Origin of the sequence: Pseudovibrio japonicus, from assembly GCF_014651595.1 — a bacterium.
GTDB lineage: Bacteria > Pseudomonadota > Alphaproteobacteria > Rhizobiales > Stappiaceae > Pseudovibrio > Pseudovibrio japonicus.
The window spans coordinates 151,812-169,394 of record NZ_BMXE01000001.1; the positions used below are offsets into that span (position 1 = coordinate 151,812).

Below are 17,583 nucleotides of genomic sequence, written 5' to 3' on the forward strand. Positions count from 1 at the left end.
AGAATATACTAAGATATCCGTAGAGGTTTTAATTTTGGGAGGAATTATGACTGATACACTTAGTGCTCCAACATGGACACCTACTGTATTTACCAAGCCAATCAACGTGAATGCCTACACATCTGTGGTCGAGATATTTGAGGAGGCAAATAGCCGGTTCCCAGATAATGTGGCGTTCACCAATTTTGGCCAGTCGCTTACATATAAAGACGTGGACGAAAAGTCCCGCGCCGTTGCTGCTTATCTGCAAAATGAGCTGGGGCTAAAGAAAGGCGACCGCGTTGCCATTATGCTTCCAAACATTCTGGCGTTCCCGGTAGTGATGTTTGGCATTTTGCGTGCCGGACTGGTTCAGGTCAACGTCAACCCGCTTTACACGCCGCGTGAGCTGAAGCATCAGCTGAATGATGCAGACACCGAAACCATCTTTATCTTCTCCGGTTCCAGCAACACGTTAGCAGAGGTGATTGCAGACACGCCCGTGAAGAATGTGGTGATTGCCAACGTGGGGGATGCCTCAGGTGTGGACCTGCCCTCCCCGCCTGCGCACGAGATGTTTGCGGATCGCATTACGGTGAATGACGTGATCGCGAAGGGCGAGAAACTGGAGTTTGACCCGCCGCAGATCAATCGTAGCGATTTAATCTACCTGCAATATACTGGCGGAACCACTGGGCTCTCCAAAGGCGCGGCGCTGAGCCATGGCAATCTGGTTGCAAACGTCATGCAATTTGATGCAGCAACTGACGGGTTCATGAAGGCTGGCGAGGAAGTGGTTATCACGGCGTTGCCGCTCTACCATATCTTTGCGCTCATGGTGAATTGTCTTTCCTACTATTGGCTGGGATCGCAGAATGTGCTGATCACTAATCCACGCGACATGCCTGGATTTGTGGCTGAGCTGAAGAAGCACAAGCTGAGTGTGATTACCGGCGTGAACACGCTGTTTAATGGGCTGCTGCATACGCCGGGCTTTGATGAGCTGGACTTCAGCAATTACAAGTTCGCCATGGGTGGAGGCTCTGCCATTCAGCGGGCAGTTTCGGATAAGTGGAAACAGGTGACTGGTCACCACATCATTGAAGGTTATGGCCTCAGCGAGACCTCTCCAATTCTTTCCGTGAATCCGTTTGATAGCAAGGAGTTTACGGAGACCGTTGGTCAGGTCGTGCCAATGACCGAGATCAAGCTGTTGGATGCGGACGACAATGAAGTACCTATGGGCCAGCCGGGCGAGCTTTGCGCACGCGGTCCGCAGGTTATGCAGGGGTATTGGCGCAAACCAGATGCTACTGCTGGTGTGATGACCGCAGACGGGTTCTTCCGGACCGGTGACATCGCTATCATGGATAAACGCAACAACTTCAAGATCGTGGACCGTAAGAAGGACATGGTGCTTGTGTCCGGCTTCAACGTTTATCCTGCTGAAGTCGAGGCCGTGATTGCGGAGATTTCCGGTGTGGTTGAAGTGGCCGTTGCAGGTACTCCTGATCAGCGAACCGGTGAAGCGGTGAAGGCATTTGTGGTTCGCAATTCTGAAGAAGTGACGTCAGAAGCGGTGAAGGCCTACTGCCATGATGCGCTGGCTGCATACAAAGTGCCCAAGCATGTTGAGTTTTTGGAGGAACTGCCAAAATCCACAGTGGGTAAGATCCTGCGCAGGGAACTGCGGGACAAGTAAGCACTCTCTCCAGAAGATATGAAAAAAGCCGCAGTTTGATTGCTGCGGCTTTTTTTGCGTGTTCAAGTGATTTGCATCAGGCGCCTTCCACGATGATCAGGTTTGCGATGCCAGCATCTTCCCGGTACTTTCTGGCGGTCTGATACTCCACACTGTTGTAGCAAGCCTTTGCTGTTTCCATATCGGGAAACTCAATCACCACATTACGTGGGCGATTGTTGCCTTCCAGATCTTCAAATTTGCCGCCGCGGGCCAAGACGTTAGCACCATATTTTTTGAAGGCAGCCGTAGCGCCTTCCGCGTAGAGCTTGTAGAGCTCAGGATCTTTGACTGTTACGTGAGCGACCCAGTAGGCTTTTGGCATCTTCTCTTCCTTTAAAACAGGAGAAAGCGGCGCGTGATACGCCGCCTCCTCATCTTGTCGTTACGGTGTATTGACCTGTTACTTATTCAGGATTTTGGCCAGAGCAAGGTAAGCAATGCCTGCTACAAACAAACCAACGAACCATGCATAGTCATAGATCGTCCGGAAAACCTCCTGGGTTTCACCGGTAAGACCGACACTTGCAAGGAAGCCCGGAAGGTTTGGCAGGACGCCGATGACCAGCGCCAGCACGCCTGCCCAGTTCCAACCGTTTGAGCCAGAATAGATGCCGTTGTGCTTGAACAGATCTTCCACGTTGAGCTTGGTTTTGCGCAGCAGGTAGTAGTCTGCCAGCATGATGCCTGCGATAGGCCCCAGCAGCGCTGAATACGCAATCAGCCAGCCCTGAATGTGATCAACCAGAATCCAGGGGAACATCAAGACACCAATGGCGGCCGTGATGTAACCACCTTGCCTCAGGTTGATGGCCTTAGGAGACAGATTGGAGAAACCGTGTGCTGGGGCGACGACGTTTGCTGCGAGGTTTGTGGTTAGCGTTGCAACAATGAGCGCAAACAGAGCAACGATGATGCTGGTGCCGCCCATTTTTTCAGCTAGGTCAATCGGGTTCCAGACAGCTTCGCCAAAGATCACAACGGTTGCAGATGTTACTGCAGATGCAATGAAAGCAAACAATGCCATTGGGATTGGAAGACCAATGGCCTGTCCCATGAGCTGGTCTTTCTGGCTTTTTGCATAACGGGTAAAGTCAGGAATGTTCAAAGCAAGAGTTGCCCAGAAGCCCACCATACCTGTCAGGCTTGGCCAGAAGATAGACCAGAACTGCCCCTCTTTTGGCTGGCCTTCCGCGAACTGGCTTGGCGTGGAAAGCATTGCGCCAAAACCGCCTGCATTAACATAGGCCCATGCGAGGAGCGCCAGACCCATTGCGAGCAGGAATGGAGCGGCGTAAGTTTCCAGCCAGCGGATGGATTCAGTGCCATTTTTGATGAAGTACAGGTGCAGGGCCCAGAACGCCATGAAGCAGGCAAACTGGCCCGCATTGATGCCAAGCACTGGCAGTGGGTCTCCTGCAAGTCCGCCACTGGTGAGCGTGTTCAAGATCACGTAGATGGCGAACCCGCCAACCCATGTTTGAATACCGAACCAGCCACACGCCACGATACCACGGGCAACAGCCGGAATTTTTGCACCGGCAGGACCAAAGGACGAACGCAACAGAACCGGGAACGGAATGCCGTATTTGGTGCCTGCGTGGCCGATTAGGACCATCGGCACAAGAACAATCACGTTTGCCAGCAGGATTGTCATGACTGCCTGATCCCAGCTCATGCCTGAGCCGATCAGATAGGACGCCAACAAATAGGTTGGGATACAGACCACCATACCCACCCAGAGCGCGGAGATGGAAACCCAGTTCCATGTGCGGGCTATAGGTGCGGTAGGTAACTGGTCTTCGTTGTAAAGTTCGCCGTCAATTCCGACGAGTTCTTGATGGATAATACCAAACTCATCCGCAACAGAAGTCGCGGTGGAGCCTATAGTCGAATCCGACATTGAAAAATTCCCCCCTCAGCTTAAAGACAGCAGAGTCCCTAGAAAAAACTCCGCTGCATTTAATGATCAGCCCACGTACCCCACGCGGGCGCCCCGTCCTCTCGCAGCGCTTGGCAGCACCGCGACAGGTAATTAATTCTTGCCCTCAAGCACATCGTTCTCCGAAAGCCAGAGCCTGCTTATCGACGGTGTGCTTCGTACTATGCAGACAGACTTAAACGCCTGCCGGCATCAGGTCAGGCCTACGCTCAACTTTGCGCGGCGCTGTGATTTCTTTCCACTTGGACAGAGCTGCGCCGACCGGAGCATTTGGGTCGCGGGCAACAAACTCACCGTGTCCTGGTTCAGTTTTGACCGTGCTTTCCTCAATTGCGACTTTGCCACGAGTGAGCGTGAAGCGTGGCAAACCAACCACTTCCTTGCCTTCGAACACGTTGTATTCGACACAAGATTCCTGTTTTGCGGCAGTGATTGTTTTGGAGCGGTTTGGATCCCAGACCACGATGTCTGCGTCCGCTCCTTCTAAGATTGCACCCTTTTTAGGATACATGTTCAGGATTTTCGCGATATTGGTGGAAGTGACAGCTACGAACTCGTTCATGGTTAAGCGGCCAGTGCGTACACCTGTTGTCCAGAGCATTGGCATACGGTCCTCCAGTCCGCCGGTTCCATTTGGGATCTTTGTAAAGTCGCCGACACCGAGGCGCTTCTGTTCCAATGTAAAGGCGCAGTGGTCGGTTGCCACCACCTGCAGGGAGCCGGATTGTAAGCCAGCCCAAAGGCTGTCCTGATGCTGTTTGTTGCGGAATGGTGGTGACATGACACGCTGTGCGGCGTGGTCCCAGCTCGGGTTGGAATATTCGCTTTCATCCAGCGTCAGGTGCTGAATGAGCGGCTCGCCGTAAACGCGCATGCCTTTCTGGCGGGCCCGGCGAATGGCTTCATGGGCCTGCTCGCAGCTTGTGTGCACGATGTAGAGCGGCACACCTGCCATATCTGCGATCATGATGGCGCGGTTGGCGGCTTCGCCCTCCACTTCCGGCGGGCGGGAATACGCATGGGCTTCAGGGCCATTGTTGCCTTCTGCCAGCAGCTTTTGTTGCATGGTGGCGACCACGTCGCCGTTTTCTGCGTGGACGAGCGGCATTGCGCCAAGGGCGGCGCAGCGCTGGAAGGAGGCGAACATTTCGTCATCATCCACCATAAGCGCGCCTTTGTAGGCCATGAAGTGCTTGAAGGTGTTGATACCGCGGTCCACCACTTCCTGCATCTCGTTAAAGACCTGCTCGCTCCACCACGTGACTGCCATGTGGTAGGAGTAATCTGCGCAAGCTGCCCCTGATTTTTGCTGCCAGATGGCAAGAGCTTCCATCATGGACTGACCGGGAGATGGCAGGCAGAAGTCAACCACCATGGTGGTTCCGCCAGCAAGGCCTGCTCTGGTGCCAATCTCGAAGTTATCTGCTGAATGGGTTCCCATAAACGGCATTTCCAGATGCACGTGCGGGTCGATGCCGCCCGGCATGACGTAGCAGCCATCGGCGTCAAGCGTTTCATCACCGGAAAGGTTTTCGCCGATTTCGATGATCTTGCCACCATCGATGAGGACGTCGGACTTGTAGGTTCTATCGGCAGTTACGATTGTGCCGCCTTTAATAACTGTAGACATATCGAAGCTCTCAACTCTTTTGGATCTATAGGGTCAACGGGTTATTCGGCTGGCTCGGTGGTATCCTGCTCGATCTCGGCATACTCCAGCACGGCGTGGAAGAGCACGTCGGCGCCTGCGGTTGCCCACTCTCTGGAAATTTCTTCGTCTTCGTTGTGGCTTAAGCCATCCACACAGGGGCACATGATCATGGCAGTTGGGGCGACACGGTTGATCCAGCAGGCATCGTGGCCAGCTCCGGAGATAATGTCGCGATGGGAGTAGCTCAGACGGTCTGCGGCATTGCGCACTGCGGTGACACAGTCCTCGTTGAAAGTGACTGGATCGAAGTGCCCGACCGCTTCAATCTCGATACCCAGACCCAAGTCCTCAGCAATCTTAGGCGCTTCCGCCTCCAGCTTTGCTTTCATACCATCCAAAACTTCCCGATGTGGGGAGCGGAAATCTATCGTAAAGACGCATTTCCCCGGGATTACATTGCGGCTGTTTGGATAGACGTCGCAGTGACCAATGGCGCCGACGGCTTCCGGCTGGTTTTCCATAGCGATCTGGTGCACCAGTTCGGTGATGCGCGCCATTCCGAGGCCTGCGTTCTTGCGCATTGGCATTGGGGTGGAGCCGGTGTGGCTATCCTTGCCTGTGAGCGTGACCTGTAACCACCAAAGCCCCTGCCCGTGGGTGACGACCCCGATGTCCTTGCCTTCGATTTCAAGGATTGGCCCCTGCTCGATGTGAAGCTCAAACATGGCGTGGAGTTTTCTGCTGCCGACTGGCTCATCACCAACATAGCCGATGCGCTTGAGCTCATCGCCAAACTTCTTGCCCTCTGCATCTTCGCGATCATATGCCCAGTCCTGTGTGTGCATGCCAGCAAATACGCCAGAGGAGAGCATGGCCGGAGCAAAGCGGGTGCCTTCTTCGTTGGTCCAGTTGACCACTTCAATCGGGCGCTTTGTTTTGATGCCGCGCTCCCGAATGGAGCGGATCACTTCCAGACCTGCGAGTACGCCGAGCACACCATCATACTTGCCACCGGTTGGCTGTGTGTCGAGGTGAGAGCCGATCATGATCGGATCAAGATCCGGGTCTTCCCCTTCAAGGCGGGCGAACATGTTGCCCATACTATCGATGTGCATTGTCATGCCTTCCGCCTCGCACCAACTGGCGAAAAGCTTTCGGCCCTCGGCATCCTCATCGGTCAGTGTCTGCCTGTTGTTGCCGCCACGAACACCGGGTCCGATCCGGGCCATACCCATCAGGCTACGCCACAGTCTGTCACCATTAATACGATGATTTGAGCCAAGTTTACTCATAAGTCTCTCCGATAACGCTTTTTGAACGTCGTTTTATTTGGCGTACCGATGCAAAATCCTTCAAAATTACAGCGGACTTGCCATAGTTATCTGGCCTCCCGAAGGAGCGGTAGAACTGATAAAACCGATGAGGACTTTCACAGAATTCAAGCTGTATCTCATGTTTTGACATATCAAACAGTTTGCAACCACACCCTAACAGGGTGCAGGCGAAATATGTCAAAAATTCAATCTACTAGATATCCCGCAGGGTTATTTTTCCCATTTGGAAGAAATCGTCGCACATTGTTGAGATGTTTCACTCAGTCGACACAATAGGTCAGCTTAAATCTTGGAAATTCCCCTCCCAAAACTTGGGGTAAATTGGACCAAACAGTCAATTATCTGTCAACCCACCTGCAAAAATGGATGAAATTCGTCGGTTACTTCAGAAAAACATTTGACATCCCAACGGGTAAAGCAGCTGAGAGCCCCCTAAAATCCCTAAGAAGGGTCCCGACCAGAAGAGAAAGCTCCACAGTTTCCTAAGATTTTTGATGAATTAATTCAAATTAATAGAATCAAAGTCGTTCTATCTCCTTGTAGTTGTAAACGTTAATCCGGAAATGTGCATATTTTCTCTGATACTGCTAAATTTTTAAGCAGATCAACTTTACTGAAATAAATATTGCAGAGTGCATTTACCAAGTACCTTGTAAGACAGAGCTTTTTATTGCTCACGTGAACCTTTCATTGTAGCCAGTTTATTTGCAGCTCACATGATTTATTCTATTCAAGATATCTTTCTCCCTTGACTAACTCCGAGTTGCAGATATTTTTTTGACCGAGAGGTAAAAAATATGCTGACTGCCGAGCAAGCGCGACATCTGGGGAAAGTGCAAGGCTCAGACCTTCGGGATCTGATGCAAGCCGCTGCCGCAGTAAAGCTTCAGTATTGGGGCGAGACTGTCACCTACTCCCGTAAAGTTTTTGTACCACTGACGAATATGTGCCGAGATACCTGTACCTATTGCACATTTGTCAAACACCCCAGTTCTCCTGAAGCAAACATCATGACACCTGAGCAGGTGATGCGGACAGCGCGCCAAGGCGAAGAGACCGGCTGCAAGGAACTGCTTTTCAGTTTGGGTGAGAAGCCGGAGCTGCGCTACGAGCAGGCAAAAGCTGCGCTCGGAGAGCTTGGTTATGGGTCCATGACCAGTTATCTGGCAGATGCCTGCAAGATGGTGCTGCGGGAGACTGAGCTTTTGCCCCATGTGAATGCGGGGACCTTGAGCGATGAAGAGATTGATCAGCTTCGCCCTTACGCCGCTTCCATGGGCATGATGCTGGAGACAACCAGCCGCCGTTTGATGAAAGAAGGCCAGCCACATTACGGGTGCCCAGATAAAACGCCAGTCCAGCGCCTGCGCACCCTTGAGCGGGCCGGACAGAAGAAAATCCCGTTCACAACAGGACTTTTGATCGGCATTGGCGAGACGTGGAAAGAGCGGATTGAGGCGCTTGAGGCGATCAATGAAAGCCATGCTCGTTACGGGCACATTCAGGAAGTCATCATCCAAAACTTTCAACGTAAACCGGGTATCGGGATGGAGAACCACCCTGAGCCTTCGTTGGACGACATGTTGCGCACGCTGGCTGTTGCGCGGCTTGTCCTTTCCCCTGACATCAGTCTGCAGGCACCGCCAAATCTGAGCGAGCGGCATATGGAATATCTGAGTGCAGGTATCAACGACTGGGGCGGGATTTCACCTGTCACCATCGACTTTATCAACCCGCAGCATCGCTGGCCCGTGATTGATGAGCTTGCCACGTCTACTCGGCTGGCCGGACAGAGGCTGGAGGAGCGTCTGACTGTGTATCCAAGTTATCTGCGCGAGAACAGCGAGTTTGTTGATCCGGCTGTGCTTTCCAAATCTCAGGGGCTTTGGGAACAGATGGGTTCCTCTGCCGCGCTGCATTCTGGAGGCTCGCAATGACCCTACACCCTTTCCCTCAATCGACCAATGACACTTCCGTGCGCGATATCCTGAATAAGGCACTGGCTGGTCAAGAAGTTTCGCAGGCTGAGGGTGAGCAACTGTTTCGCGCAAGTGCCTCTGAATTTCCTGCAATTGCCCATGTGGCCGATACGCTTCGTCAGCGCGCCAATGGCAACACCGTTGGCTTCGTGGTCAACCGGAATATCAACTTCACCAATGTTTGTTACATGGGCTGCAAGTTTTGCGGCTTTGCCAAGCGGACCGAGGATCCGGAGGCTGAATGGCTGGTGCCTGAACAAATTGTGGCCCGCGCGCAAGAGGCGTGGGACCGCGGAGCTACGGAGGTCTGCATTCAGGGCGGGCTGCACCCGAGGATGGAAGGCAGTTATTACCGAGAGATTGTGCTCGCGATCAAAAAAGCACTTCCGGATATGCATATCCATGCCTTCTCCCCGTTTGAAGTCTGGTACGGCGCGGCGAAGACCAAGCAATCCTACAGGGCTTTCTTGCAGGATCTGAAGGACTGCGGTTTGGGCTCCTTGCCCGGCACAGCTGCTGAGATTCTGGATACGGACATTCGCCAGCAACTGACTCGCAACAAGTTGAGCACCGACAAGTGGGTGGAGATCATCAAAACGGCTCACGAGGTGGGAATTCCAACCACTGCAACGATTATGTACGGCCATATAGACGGGCCGGAGCATTGGGCTGCTCACATTGCGTTGCTGCGGGATATTCAGAAGGAAACCGGCGGCTTTACCGAGCTGGTGCCCCTGAGCTTTGTGCATTCGGAAAGCCCGCTTTATGCGATGGATCCGACGACGGTGCGCCCCGGCCCGACAGATCTGGAAGTGCGCAAGATGCATGCGGTTTCGCGGATCATGTTGCATGGCTGGATCGACAACATTCAGGTGTCCTGGACCAAGCTGGGGCCCGAGTTTGCCTCGGACCTGCTGCAATGCGGTGTTAATGATCTGGGTGGCACCTTGATGAACGAGAGCATCTCCCGCTCTGCCGGTGCGGCGCATGGACAGGAGATCACCGCCCATGAGATGTGCCGGATAATTCAGGAGGCGGGACGCCAGCCAGTTCAACGCAACACCATTTACGGCGTCATTGACGACTTCTCTAAGGGGCTGCCAGAGCAACAGGCTCCCTTGGTTGAGCGCGTAAACTCCGATCTCCTGACCTTTCTTGACGAGAGCGAAAATGTGCCAACTCAAGTGGTTGGAGGTGCTGCATGACACAGACTGCGCCCATTAAAGTTACGCTGATTGCCGGAGGTGTGGGCGGCGCCAAAATGGCGGAGGGGCTCTACCAGCTGGAGAATGTGGAGCTCTCTATCATCGGCAATATTGCGGATGATGAAGCCTTTCACGGGCTTTGGGTCTCACCGGACATCGACACCCTCACCTACACGCTTGCGGATGTGATTGAACGTCAGCAGGGCTGGGGTGTGAAGGATGAAAGCCACCGTGCTTTGGAAACGCTCTCTATACTTGGTGATGATACATGGATGTCTCTGGGGGACCGGGATTTTGGCCTGCACATCTATCGCACGCACCGCCGCCGCAAAGGACACCGCCCAACACACATTGCGCAGGACATTGCGGAGAGCTTTGGCTTAACCTGCCGGATAATCTTGCCCACGGACGATGTGGTTCAGACACGTGTGAAGACCGATGCGGGCTGGCTGAGTTTTCAGCAGTATTTCGTCAGGGAGCGCTGTGCGCCTGATGTTCGGGAGCTACGCTACGACCGGATCGAAAAGGCGCATGCGACGGACGAGGCGTTGAGCGCACTTTCAGAGGCTGATGTGATTGTGATGGCTCCCAGCAATCCGTTGGTAAGCATTTTGCCGGTCCTGCAAATCCCTGGCATTTTGGAAGCTATAAAAGCCTCGAATGCTGTGAAGATTGGCGTGTCGCCGATCATCAATGGCGGCGTTGTGAAAGGCCCGGCGGACCGGATGCTGGCCTCGCTGGGGCATGAGGCGACTGCTCTTGGCGTGGCGCAGATGTATGCGGAGTTTCTGGACTGCTTTGTCATTGATCACGCAGATGAACAGCATGTGTCTGCTATCAACCAGCTTGGCATGATGTCCTCTATGAAGGCGATATTGATGAAGAGCCGGGAAGACAAGGTGCGGCTTGCCTCTGAGGTGCTTGCTGTTTCCGGGGTAATGGGAAGCTGGGTTTCTCCGGCTCAGGAGCCAGAGACATGACAGAGTCGCTTCACAAAATGCTCGTTGTGGTTCCGGTCAAGAATTTTGCTCGGGCAAAGTCCCGGCTTGGGCCGCAGCTTAGCGTACATGAGCGGGCAATCGTTGCGGCGAACCTGTTTGAACAGACCCTCAGCTTTCTGTTGGACACACAGACACGCAGCCAGACGGGATTTGATATTGCGGTGGTGACCAGCTCGCAAGATATTGCGGGACGGGTGAAAGACCAGCGTGTTCATTTAATTTTCGAAGATCAGGAGAACGGGCTTAACGCAGCGCTCACTACAGCAGCGGACTGGGCGAAAACGCACGGCTATGAGAGGCTCTGCGTTTTGCCTGCGGACATCGCGGCACCTGATTTTGACGAGTTCGAACGCCTTCTTGGGCTTGCTGGATCGCCGCGCTCCTTGGTGCTGTGTCCGGCACACGACTTTGGCACCAATGTTCTGATTGCTACGCCGCCGGATGCACTTCCCTTTAGTTTCGGTGAAGGATCATTTTTGAAGCACCAGAAACAGGCGGCAGAACTTGGGCTGGACTGCATCATCGCCCCCTCCCCCTCATTTTCAAAAGACATTGATTACATGGAAGATCTGAGTGCACATCGGCACCGGCTCCTTGGCAAACATCCTCATCGGAGAGCCGTTTGATGCATACACTTTCATTACACGCGATCCCGAATATTCCGGAGATTAAGCCGGGAGATGATCTTGCAGCCATTCTTGGCGATGTGATTGAGGCGGCAGGGCTATCCTTGCAGGATGGTGATGTTCTGACCTCCGCGCATAAGATTTTCTCCAAGGCGGAAGGCCGGATCGTGAGGTTGGCGGATGTCACGCCTTCCGAAGACGCTCAGCGCTACGCACAGGAGCTGAACAAGGATCCGCGCAAGGTCGAAGTAATTTTGCAGCAAAGCAGCCGTGTGGTGCGACATTTCAAGCGTCCGACACAGAATGAAGGAACGATGATCTGTGAGCATAAGCTGGGGTTCATCTCCGCCAACGCTGCGGTGGATGAATCCAACAGTGGCGCAGATGAAATACTGATCTTGCTGCCCGAGGATCCCGATGCCAGTGCAGCACGCATGCAAAAGGCGCTTTCAGCTCGTTTCAATGCACGGATTGGCTTTGCCATCACAGATACGTTCGGACGGCCCTGGCGGCTTGGTCAGGTGAATGTGGCTGTCGGTCTTGCCGGTGTACCGGCCACTATCAAAGAACAAGGCAATGAGGATGCTCATGGGCGCCTACTCAGTGTGACGGAACCGGCCTTTGCCGATGAAATAGCGGCTGCTTCCGGTTTGGTGATCAGTAAAGCCGGACAGACCCCTGTGGTTCTGTTTCGTGGGCTCAACTGGTCCTTCGAGGAAAGCTCCGCACAGGATTTAATAAGATCGAAGAAGGAGGACATGTTCCGATGACACTCGCGATTATCGGAGGAACCGGCCCGCAGGGTCAGGGGCTCGCACTCAGGTTTGCCCGTGCAGGTGTGCCTGTTGCTCTCGGCTCCCGTGATGCTACGCGCGGCAAGAGTATTGCCGATGAGCTGATGACAAAGCTTCCGGTGGGGGCAGCAAAAATCGAGGGCATGGGCAACGAAGATGCTGTGGCAGCTTCAGATGAGTGCGTGATGCTTGCAGTGCCCTACTCTGCGCACGATGCAACACTTAGTGCGTTGAAGCCGCATCTTGCTGGTAAGATCCTAATTGACATTGTGGTTCCACTTGCGCCGGGCGACCCGAAGACCGTGGAAATGCCGCCGGAAGGGTCAGCGACAGAGGCAGCACAGGCCCTGCTTGGGCCGGACATTCCGGTTGTCGGTGCATTGCACAATGTATCTGCGACAACACTGAACAATCTGGACTGGGCGATCAACTGCGACATCCTCGTGTGTGGTGATAGCCTTGCTGCGCGCAAAGTGGTGATGGACCTGGTAAGCAAGCTGGATGTGAAAACCTATAATAGCGGCAATGCAAAAGCTGCGCGCTGTATCGAGGCCATCACGCCAATTCTCATTCGACAGAACATTTCAAAAGCTGTGCCGTTCACCCATGCGGGCATCCGCATCTGGGCGCCGGATCACTAGCACACGTTTGCAATAAGGCCTTATCCGAAAGCCACTTGTCACTTTTCGGGGAAGCGTCTGGATCTAAGAACTATCTAATGTGGAGGAGAGACACATGGATTTTGGTATTTGCTTTAAAGGGTTTGTGGAACCTGATCGTGCAAGGGCACTGGTTCGTCAGGCCGAGAATGCTGGCTTTAAGTACTGCTGGTTTTATGACAGTCATATCCTGTGGCGTGAGAGCTTTGTGGCCATGGCAATGTGCATGGAACACACAAAAACCATGCGCTTTGGCCCCTGTGTGACCAATCCTAACACTCGCGACTGGTCTCATGCGGCCAGCCTGTTCGGGTCCCTTGCCAAGCAGTCCGGTGGCCGTTTCGACATTGGTCTGGGCCGCGGAGACAGTGCGGTGCGAGTGATGGGTAAGAAGCCAGCTCCGTTGAAGCGTCTTGAAGAGTTTACCCACGTGGTCAAAGCGCTCGTACGCGGTGATGAAGCACACTACGGCGAGTGCCCGGAGCCAGTGAAATTTCCGTGGGCGGAAGGCTATGAGCTTCCTGTCTGGGTGGCTGCGTATGGTCCCAAAGCACTGAACTCAGCTGGGCGTGTTGGTGATGGTCTTATCTTGCAGATTGCCGATCCTGGAATTTGTAAATGGTTGGGCGAGCAGGCAATCGCAGCCGGGAAAGAGGCTGGCCGCGACATGAGCAACTTTGGCATCATGGCTGCTGCTCCTGCGCATACTGGAACTCTGGAAGAAGGCATCGAGAAGACCAAGTGGTTCCCGGCCATGGTCGGCAATCACGTGGCGGATATTGTTGAGAAATACGGTTCCAACACGGATCAGGTGCCTGCGTCTTTGACGTCTTACATCGAAAATCGCCGCGGCTATGACTATTCCAAGCACGGTCAAAGCGACAATCCGTTCCTTGACTTCATCACCGATGATATTGTCGAGAGCTTTGCGGTTCTTGGGCCACCTGAAAATCACATCAAGAAGCTAAACAAGCTGAAGGATGCAGGCATCACTCAGTTCAACATCTATCTGGACAGTGGTGATGAGGAAAAGATCATCGCGGATTACGGCGAAAAGATCATTCCGGTCTTCGATGCGGGCAACGCAAAAACACCGGAAGCTGTCAGCTGATTGCTCACGGGCCGGGCTTACCGCAAGCTCGGCCCTTTCGGTGTCTATTGCTGAAACGACACAGTCATCACAGAGAGCTGGCACACAACGGCCTTTCTACAAGTGTCGAGCTTGATTTGGGTCCTGTGGTTTCGTAGGTGCTAACCAACTCATGAGCCGGGCAGATTTTTATGGTTCGGCACTCAGGTAACTTGGAAAAGAGTATGGCTAAAGCTTCTGAGGCAAAGGGTAAAACCCGAATACAGATGGAGAAGACCGAAAAGATCCTCGCCGCTGCGCTGGATGTGTTCTCCACCTATGGTTTTCGCGGTTCCACAATCGATCAGGTTGCTCAGCAGGCCGGTTTGTCGAAGCCAAATCTTTTCTACTATTACGACAGCAAGGATGCCATTCACGCCGAGCTGATCGAGCGTTTGCTTTACACTTGGCTTGATCCGCTCCATCAGCTCAACCCTGAGGGGGAGCCGATTGACGAAATCTGTGCGTATGTGCACCGCAAGCTGGAGATGGCGCGCGACTATCCACGGGAAAGTCGGCTCTTTGCAAATGAGATTTTACAGGGTGCGCCGCGTATCAGTTCGCTCATTGCAGGACCTTTGAAGTCGCTGGTAGATGAAAAAACCAATGTCATTCAAGGCTGGATCGATGCAGGCAAAATCGCGGAGACCGACCCGTATCACATGCTGTTTTCCATCTGGGCAACAACGCAGCATTATGCCGACTTTGACAGTCAGGTGCAGACCCTGCTTCCCGCTGATAAATCCAAGGACCGGTTTAAGGAGGCAGTTGCTCATCTTGACCGGTTATTCCGCAAGAGCCTTGCTCCGGAGTAGGGTCTGAATCTACAGGCGTGTTGTTGGAGTGATGACGGGTCCCTGCTCCGTTTCCAGAATGTGCGCTTTTACGCGATACACCTCTTCAACGCGTGCTTGCGTCAGCACGTCTGCCGGAGTGCCGTATGCGACGAGCTTTCCTTCATTGAGCAAGGCCAGATGGGTACACAGTCGCGCTGCATAGGTCCAGTCATGCAGGCTAACCAGCATTGATGTGCCCTGCTGTTGCAAGTTCTGAAAGATCTCCTGAAGTTCCAGCTGGTGTTCCGGGTCCAGCCCTGCGGTGGGTTCATCTGCAACGATCAGTGATGTTTTCTGCATGAGGGCGCGGCCAAGCAGAGCACGAGCTTTCTCACCGCCTGAAACCTCTAGAATGGAGGCATTTCGGATGGCCTCCAGCCCCAAACTGACGATGGTTTCTTCCAGCTCTGCTTTATGTTTTGGCATGCGTATTGATCCGCCGACCGCTTCACAACCCAGGGCTAAAACACGTTCTACGGACAGATCCCAAGCGACATCTCGCTCCTGCGCCATGTAAGCAACATGCCTAGAGAGGTGTTTTGCGGAAATGCTCCTGAGTGGTTTGCTATTGTAGTTGATTGCGCCACGGGATGGAATGAGGCCTACCATGGCCTTCATCAGTGTGGATTTTCCCGAGCCGTTAGGGCCGATCAAACCGACGATCTCGCCTTTCCCGATCTCCAGATTGACAGAGGAAAGAATGGTTTTGGGGCCATACCTGACGCTAAGGTCTTTGAGTTGGAGCAGCATCAGATCAGGGCCCTTCTTTGTTTGATGATCAACCAAAGGAAGAACGGTGCACCAACAAGAGCAGTCAGTACGCCGAGTTTCAGGTTGGATTGGGGGCCAAACAGCTTCACGGTAATGTCTGCCAGTGTCAACAAACACGCTCCGGCCAATGCGCTTGGAAGGAGCAGACGTTGCGGCTCTCCGCCCACAAGCCTACGAAGCAAATGAGGGACAATCAGACCGATGAAGCCGATGGTGCCCGTAACAGCTGTAACAGCGCCAACACTGGCGGCGGTTCCGGCGATTGCGCAAAAGCGCAGGCGCGGCAATGAGACACCCATGGTGTGTGCCGTTTCTTCACCCAAAGACAGAGCGTTGAGACCTCTTCCCGTGATGAACAAAAGGCTCCAGCCGACGAGAATGAACGGGGCAATGATGTAAAGGTGCTGCATGGATCTGTCGTTCAAAGAACCCAACATCCAGAACACAATCTCCATGGCCGCAAACGGGTTGGGCGACAGGTTGAGCGCGAGAGATGTGAGCGCCGTTGCAATGCTGGAAATGGCGACACCTGCGAGGATGAGCGTCAACGTCTGGCCTCTACCGCCCGCCAGCATTGGCAGGAGGACTGCTGCTGTTCCTGCTCCGAGCAGCGCAAATGCCGGGAGAGCAAACGGCACGGTGAGGGTCAGGCCCGTATAGATTGCGATCACCGCGCCCAGACTTGCAGAGGAGCTGACGCCGATCAGGCCGGGCTCGGCCAGTGGGTTGCGCAAAAGTCCCTGCAACACGGCGCCAGACAAGCCAAGCGTGGCGCCGGTGATGAGACCCAGCAATGCGCGTGGGATGCGGATTTCCCAAAAGACAGTGGAGACTGGTGTTTCGTCTGCAGAGATGACAGCGTCAAACAACTGCGCAAATGTCAGATCTGCAGCGCCAATCATTAGGGATGTGAAGAACAATGCGACAGCGAGCAGGCATAGGATCGCAATCAGCGGGGCATCAGGGTGCTTAGTCATTCGGCTTGCGCCCCTAGCTTTTTGGATTGATCCGCCAGTTTTGTGATCGCTTCGGTCACAAATGGCAGTCCGCAGATGGTGTATTTGTCTTCCACCAGTACCCGGCCACTGTTGCCAAGTGTATGCGTCAGCGCTGGGTGAGCTAGCAGTTCAAAGGCGAGTGCAGGTTTGTCGGAGAACTTTGTTCCTTCAACAAGCAACTGAGGAGCTTCCAGAACCAGCAGCTCCAGCGGAAGTTTGCTTGTGCCCTTCAGGCCGAGATTGCTGGCAATATTCTGCAGGCCAGCGGTCGTAATCACCTCGTGCACGAGGCTACCGTCTCCTGCCGTATAACCGTTGGCGTAGTAGACCCCTGCCCTCGGTTTCTCATTGGGCTGCGCTTCTATCCGGCGCTGCACGTCGGCTTCAAACTGACTTGCGATTTTTTCGGCCTTTTGCTGTGTGCCCAAGACTTTACCAAGGCGGCGAAGCTCTCTGGCGATATCCGGGATGGTGCGCACCGGGGGGACCTGAACAACCTCAATCCCAAGCCCGCGCAGCATCTGCACTGTGGTCTGGTTTGTGTAGGTCCCCGCGATCACCAGATCCGGGTTCATGATGTAGATCTCTTCTGCGCCGCCGAAGTTGACTGGATAGGACTTGGCCTGCTCGCTCATAACTGACAGGTTTGGGTCCGATGCCAGTTTGGAAACTGAAAGGAGTTGCCCTTCTTGCGCAAGCAGCATGGAGAACTGGTCGGTGCACAGGTTCATGGAGACGACCCGTTTAGGACTATTCCTCACATCTGCGTGTGTGACAGCTGGACTGATTGCCAGCGCCATCAGCGCAACAATCTGCATGAGCTTTTTGATCTTATTTCGCATTTAGACCTCTTGAGAGGCGAGAGCACTTGGCGGCGCATTACTGAAGCGGATTTTGCAGCAAAACGATGCCGCTCAGCTGTGACCGAGCGGCATACT

Annotated in this window: 16 protein-coding genes; 9 read left to right on the forward strand and 7 right to left on the reverse strand. The window is 53.8% G+C overall.

Going from position 1 to position 17,583, the window contains the following annotated elements; genetic code table 11:
• Window positions 1–46 precede the first annotated feature (46 nt).
• Complete coding sequence (locus IE076_RS00620) at window positions 47–1,681, forward strand: AMP-binding protein (RefSeq protein ID WP_189434406.1); 1,635 nt, start codon at window positions 47–49, stop codon at window positions 1,679–1,681.
• 76 nt (window positions 1,682–1,757) lie between these two features.
• On the opposite strand, the gene IE076_RS00625 is transcribed toward IE076_RS00620, so the two are convergent.
• The 4 genes from IE076_RS00625 to IE076_RS00640 form a co-directional block, all read right to left on the reverse strand.
• The gene (locus IE076_RS00625; RefSeq protein WP_189434411.1) at window positions 1,758–2,045 is read right to left on the reverse strand and encodes a DUF1330 domain-containing protein; all 288 of its coding nucleotides are present in this window, start codon (window positions 2,043–2,045) and stop codon (window positions 1,758–1,760) included.
• A gap of 78 nt (window positions 2,046–2,123) precedes the next feature.
• Window positions 2,124–3,623, reverse strand: a complete 1,500-nt coding sequence (locus tag IE076_RS00630; protein ID WP_189434413.1) for an NCS1 family nucleobase:cation symporter-1 — start codon at window positions 3,621–3,623, stop codon at window positions 2,124–2,126.
• Window positions 3,624–3,837: 214 nt separating this feature from the next.
• Window positions 3,838–5,292 (reverse strand): dihydropyrimidinase, encoded by a 1,455-nt coding sequence (gene hydA / locus IE076_RS00635; RefSeq protein WP_189434416.1) that lies wholly within the window; start codon window positions 5,290–5,292, stop codon window positions 3,838–3,840.
• 41 nt (window positions 5,293–5,333) lie between these two features.
• On the reverse strand, window positions 5,334–6,605 hold the full coding sequence (locus IE076_RS00640; protein WP_189434419.1) for a Zn-dependent hydrolase: 1,272 nt from the start codon (window positions 6,603–6,605) through the stop codon (window positions 5,334–5,336).
• A gap of 839 nt (window positions 6,606–7,444) precedes the next feature.
• On the opposite strand from IE076_RS00640, the gene cofG reads away from it, so the two are divergent.
• From cofG to IE076_RS00680, 8 genes are all read left to right on the forward strand, one after another.
• On the forward strand, window positions 7,445–8,584 hold the full coding sequence (cofG, locus tag IE076_RS00645) for a 7,8-didemethyl-8-hydroxy-5-deazariboflavin synthase CofG (protein ID WP_189434422.1): 1,140 nt from the start codon (window positions 7,445–7,447) through the stop codon (window positions 8,582–8,584).
• On the forward strand, window positions 8,581–9,831 hold the full coding sequence (cofH, locus tag IE076_RS00650) for a 5-amino-6-(D-ribitylamino)uracil--L-tyrosine 4-hydroxyphenyl transferase CofH (protein ID WP_189434425.1): 1,251 nt from the start codon (window positions 8,581–8,583) through the stop codon (window positions 9,829–9,831). The genes cofG and cofH overlap by 4 nt, the downstream gene beginning before the upstream one ends.
• Window positions 9,828–10,811 carry a 2-phospho-L-lactate transferase gene (gene cofD, locus IE076_RS00655; protein ID WP_189434428.1) on the forward strand — a complete coding sequence of 328 codons (984 nt, stop codon included), beginning with the start codon at window positions 9,828–9,830 and terminating at the stop codon, window positions 10,809–10,811. Before cofH ends, cofD begins: the two co-directional genes overlap by 4 nt.
• On the forward strand, window positions 10,808–11,458 hold the full coding sequence (gene cofC / locus IE076_RS00660; protein ID WP_189434430.1) for a 2-phospho-L-lactate guanylyltransferase: 651 nt from the start codon (window positions 10,808–10,810) through the stop codon (window positions 11,456–11,458). The genes cofD and cofC overlap by 4 nt, the downstream gene beginning before the upstream one ends.
• Entirely contained in the window at window positions 11,458–12,228 is a 771-nt protein-coding gene (gene cofE / locus IE076_RS00665) for a coenzyme F420-0:L-glutamate ligase (RefSeq protein ID WP_189434433.1), read from the forward strand. The genes cofC and cofE overlap by 1 nt, the downstream gene beginning before the upstream one ends.
• Window positions 12,225–12,893, forward strand: a complete 669-nt coding sequence (gene npdG / locus IE076_RS00670) for an NADPH-dependent F420 reductase (RefSeq protein WP_189434435.1) — start codon at window positions 12,225–12,227, stop codon at window positions 12,891–12,893. Before cofE ends, npdG begins: the two co-directional genes overlap by 4 nt.
• A gap of 94 nt (window positions 12,894–12,987) precedes the next feature.
• Window positions 12,988–14,022, forward strand: a complete 1,035-nt coding sequence (locus IE076_RS00675; RefSeq protein ID WP_189434437.1) for a TIGR03842 family LLM class F420-dependent oxidoreductase — start codon at window positions 12,988–12,990, stop codon at window positions 14,020–14,022.
• A 203-nt stretch (window positions 14,023–14,225) separates the two neighbouring features.
• Window positions 14,226–14,855, forward strand: coding sequence for a TetR family transcriptional regulator C-terminal domain-containing protein (locus IE076_RS00680; RefSeq protein WP_189434442.1), 630 nt, complete (start codon window positions 14,226–14,228; stop codon window positions 14,853–14,855).
• A 9-nt stretch (window positions 14,856–14,864) separates the two neighbouring features.
• Here the strand turns inward: IE076_RS00680 and IE076_RS00685 are convergent, their stop codons facing one another.
• The 3 genes from IE076_RS00685 to IE076_RS00695 are packed head-to-tail and all read right to left on the reverse strand — an operon-like array spanning window position 14,865 to window position 17,487.
• The gene (locus IE076_RS00685; protein WP_189434444.1) at window positions 14,865–15,626 is read right to left on the reverse strand and encodes an ABC transporter ATP-binding protein; all 762 of its coding nucleotides are present in this window, start codon (window positions 15,624–15,626) and stop codon (window positions 14,865–14,867) included.
• Window positions 15,626–16,624 (reverse strand): FecCD family ABC transporter permease, encoded by a 999-nt coding sequence (locus tag IE076_RS00690; protein WP_189434447.1) that lies wholly within the window; start codon window positions 16,622–16,624, stop codon window positions 15,626–15,628. Before IE076_RS00690 ends, IE076_RS00685 begins: the two co-directional genes overlap by 1 nt.
• The gene (locus tag IE076_RS00695) at window positions 16,621–17,487 is read right to left on the reverse strand and encodes an ABC transporter substrate-binding protein (RefSeq protein WP_189434450.1); all 867 of its coding nucleotides are present in this window, start codon (window positions 17,485–17,487) and stop codon (window positions 16,621–16,623) included. Before IE076_RS00695 ends, IE076_RS00690 begins: the two co-directional genes overlap by 4 nt.
• Between the last annotated feature and the right edge of the window lie 96 nt (window positions 17,488–17,583).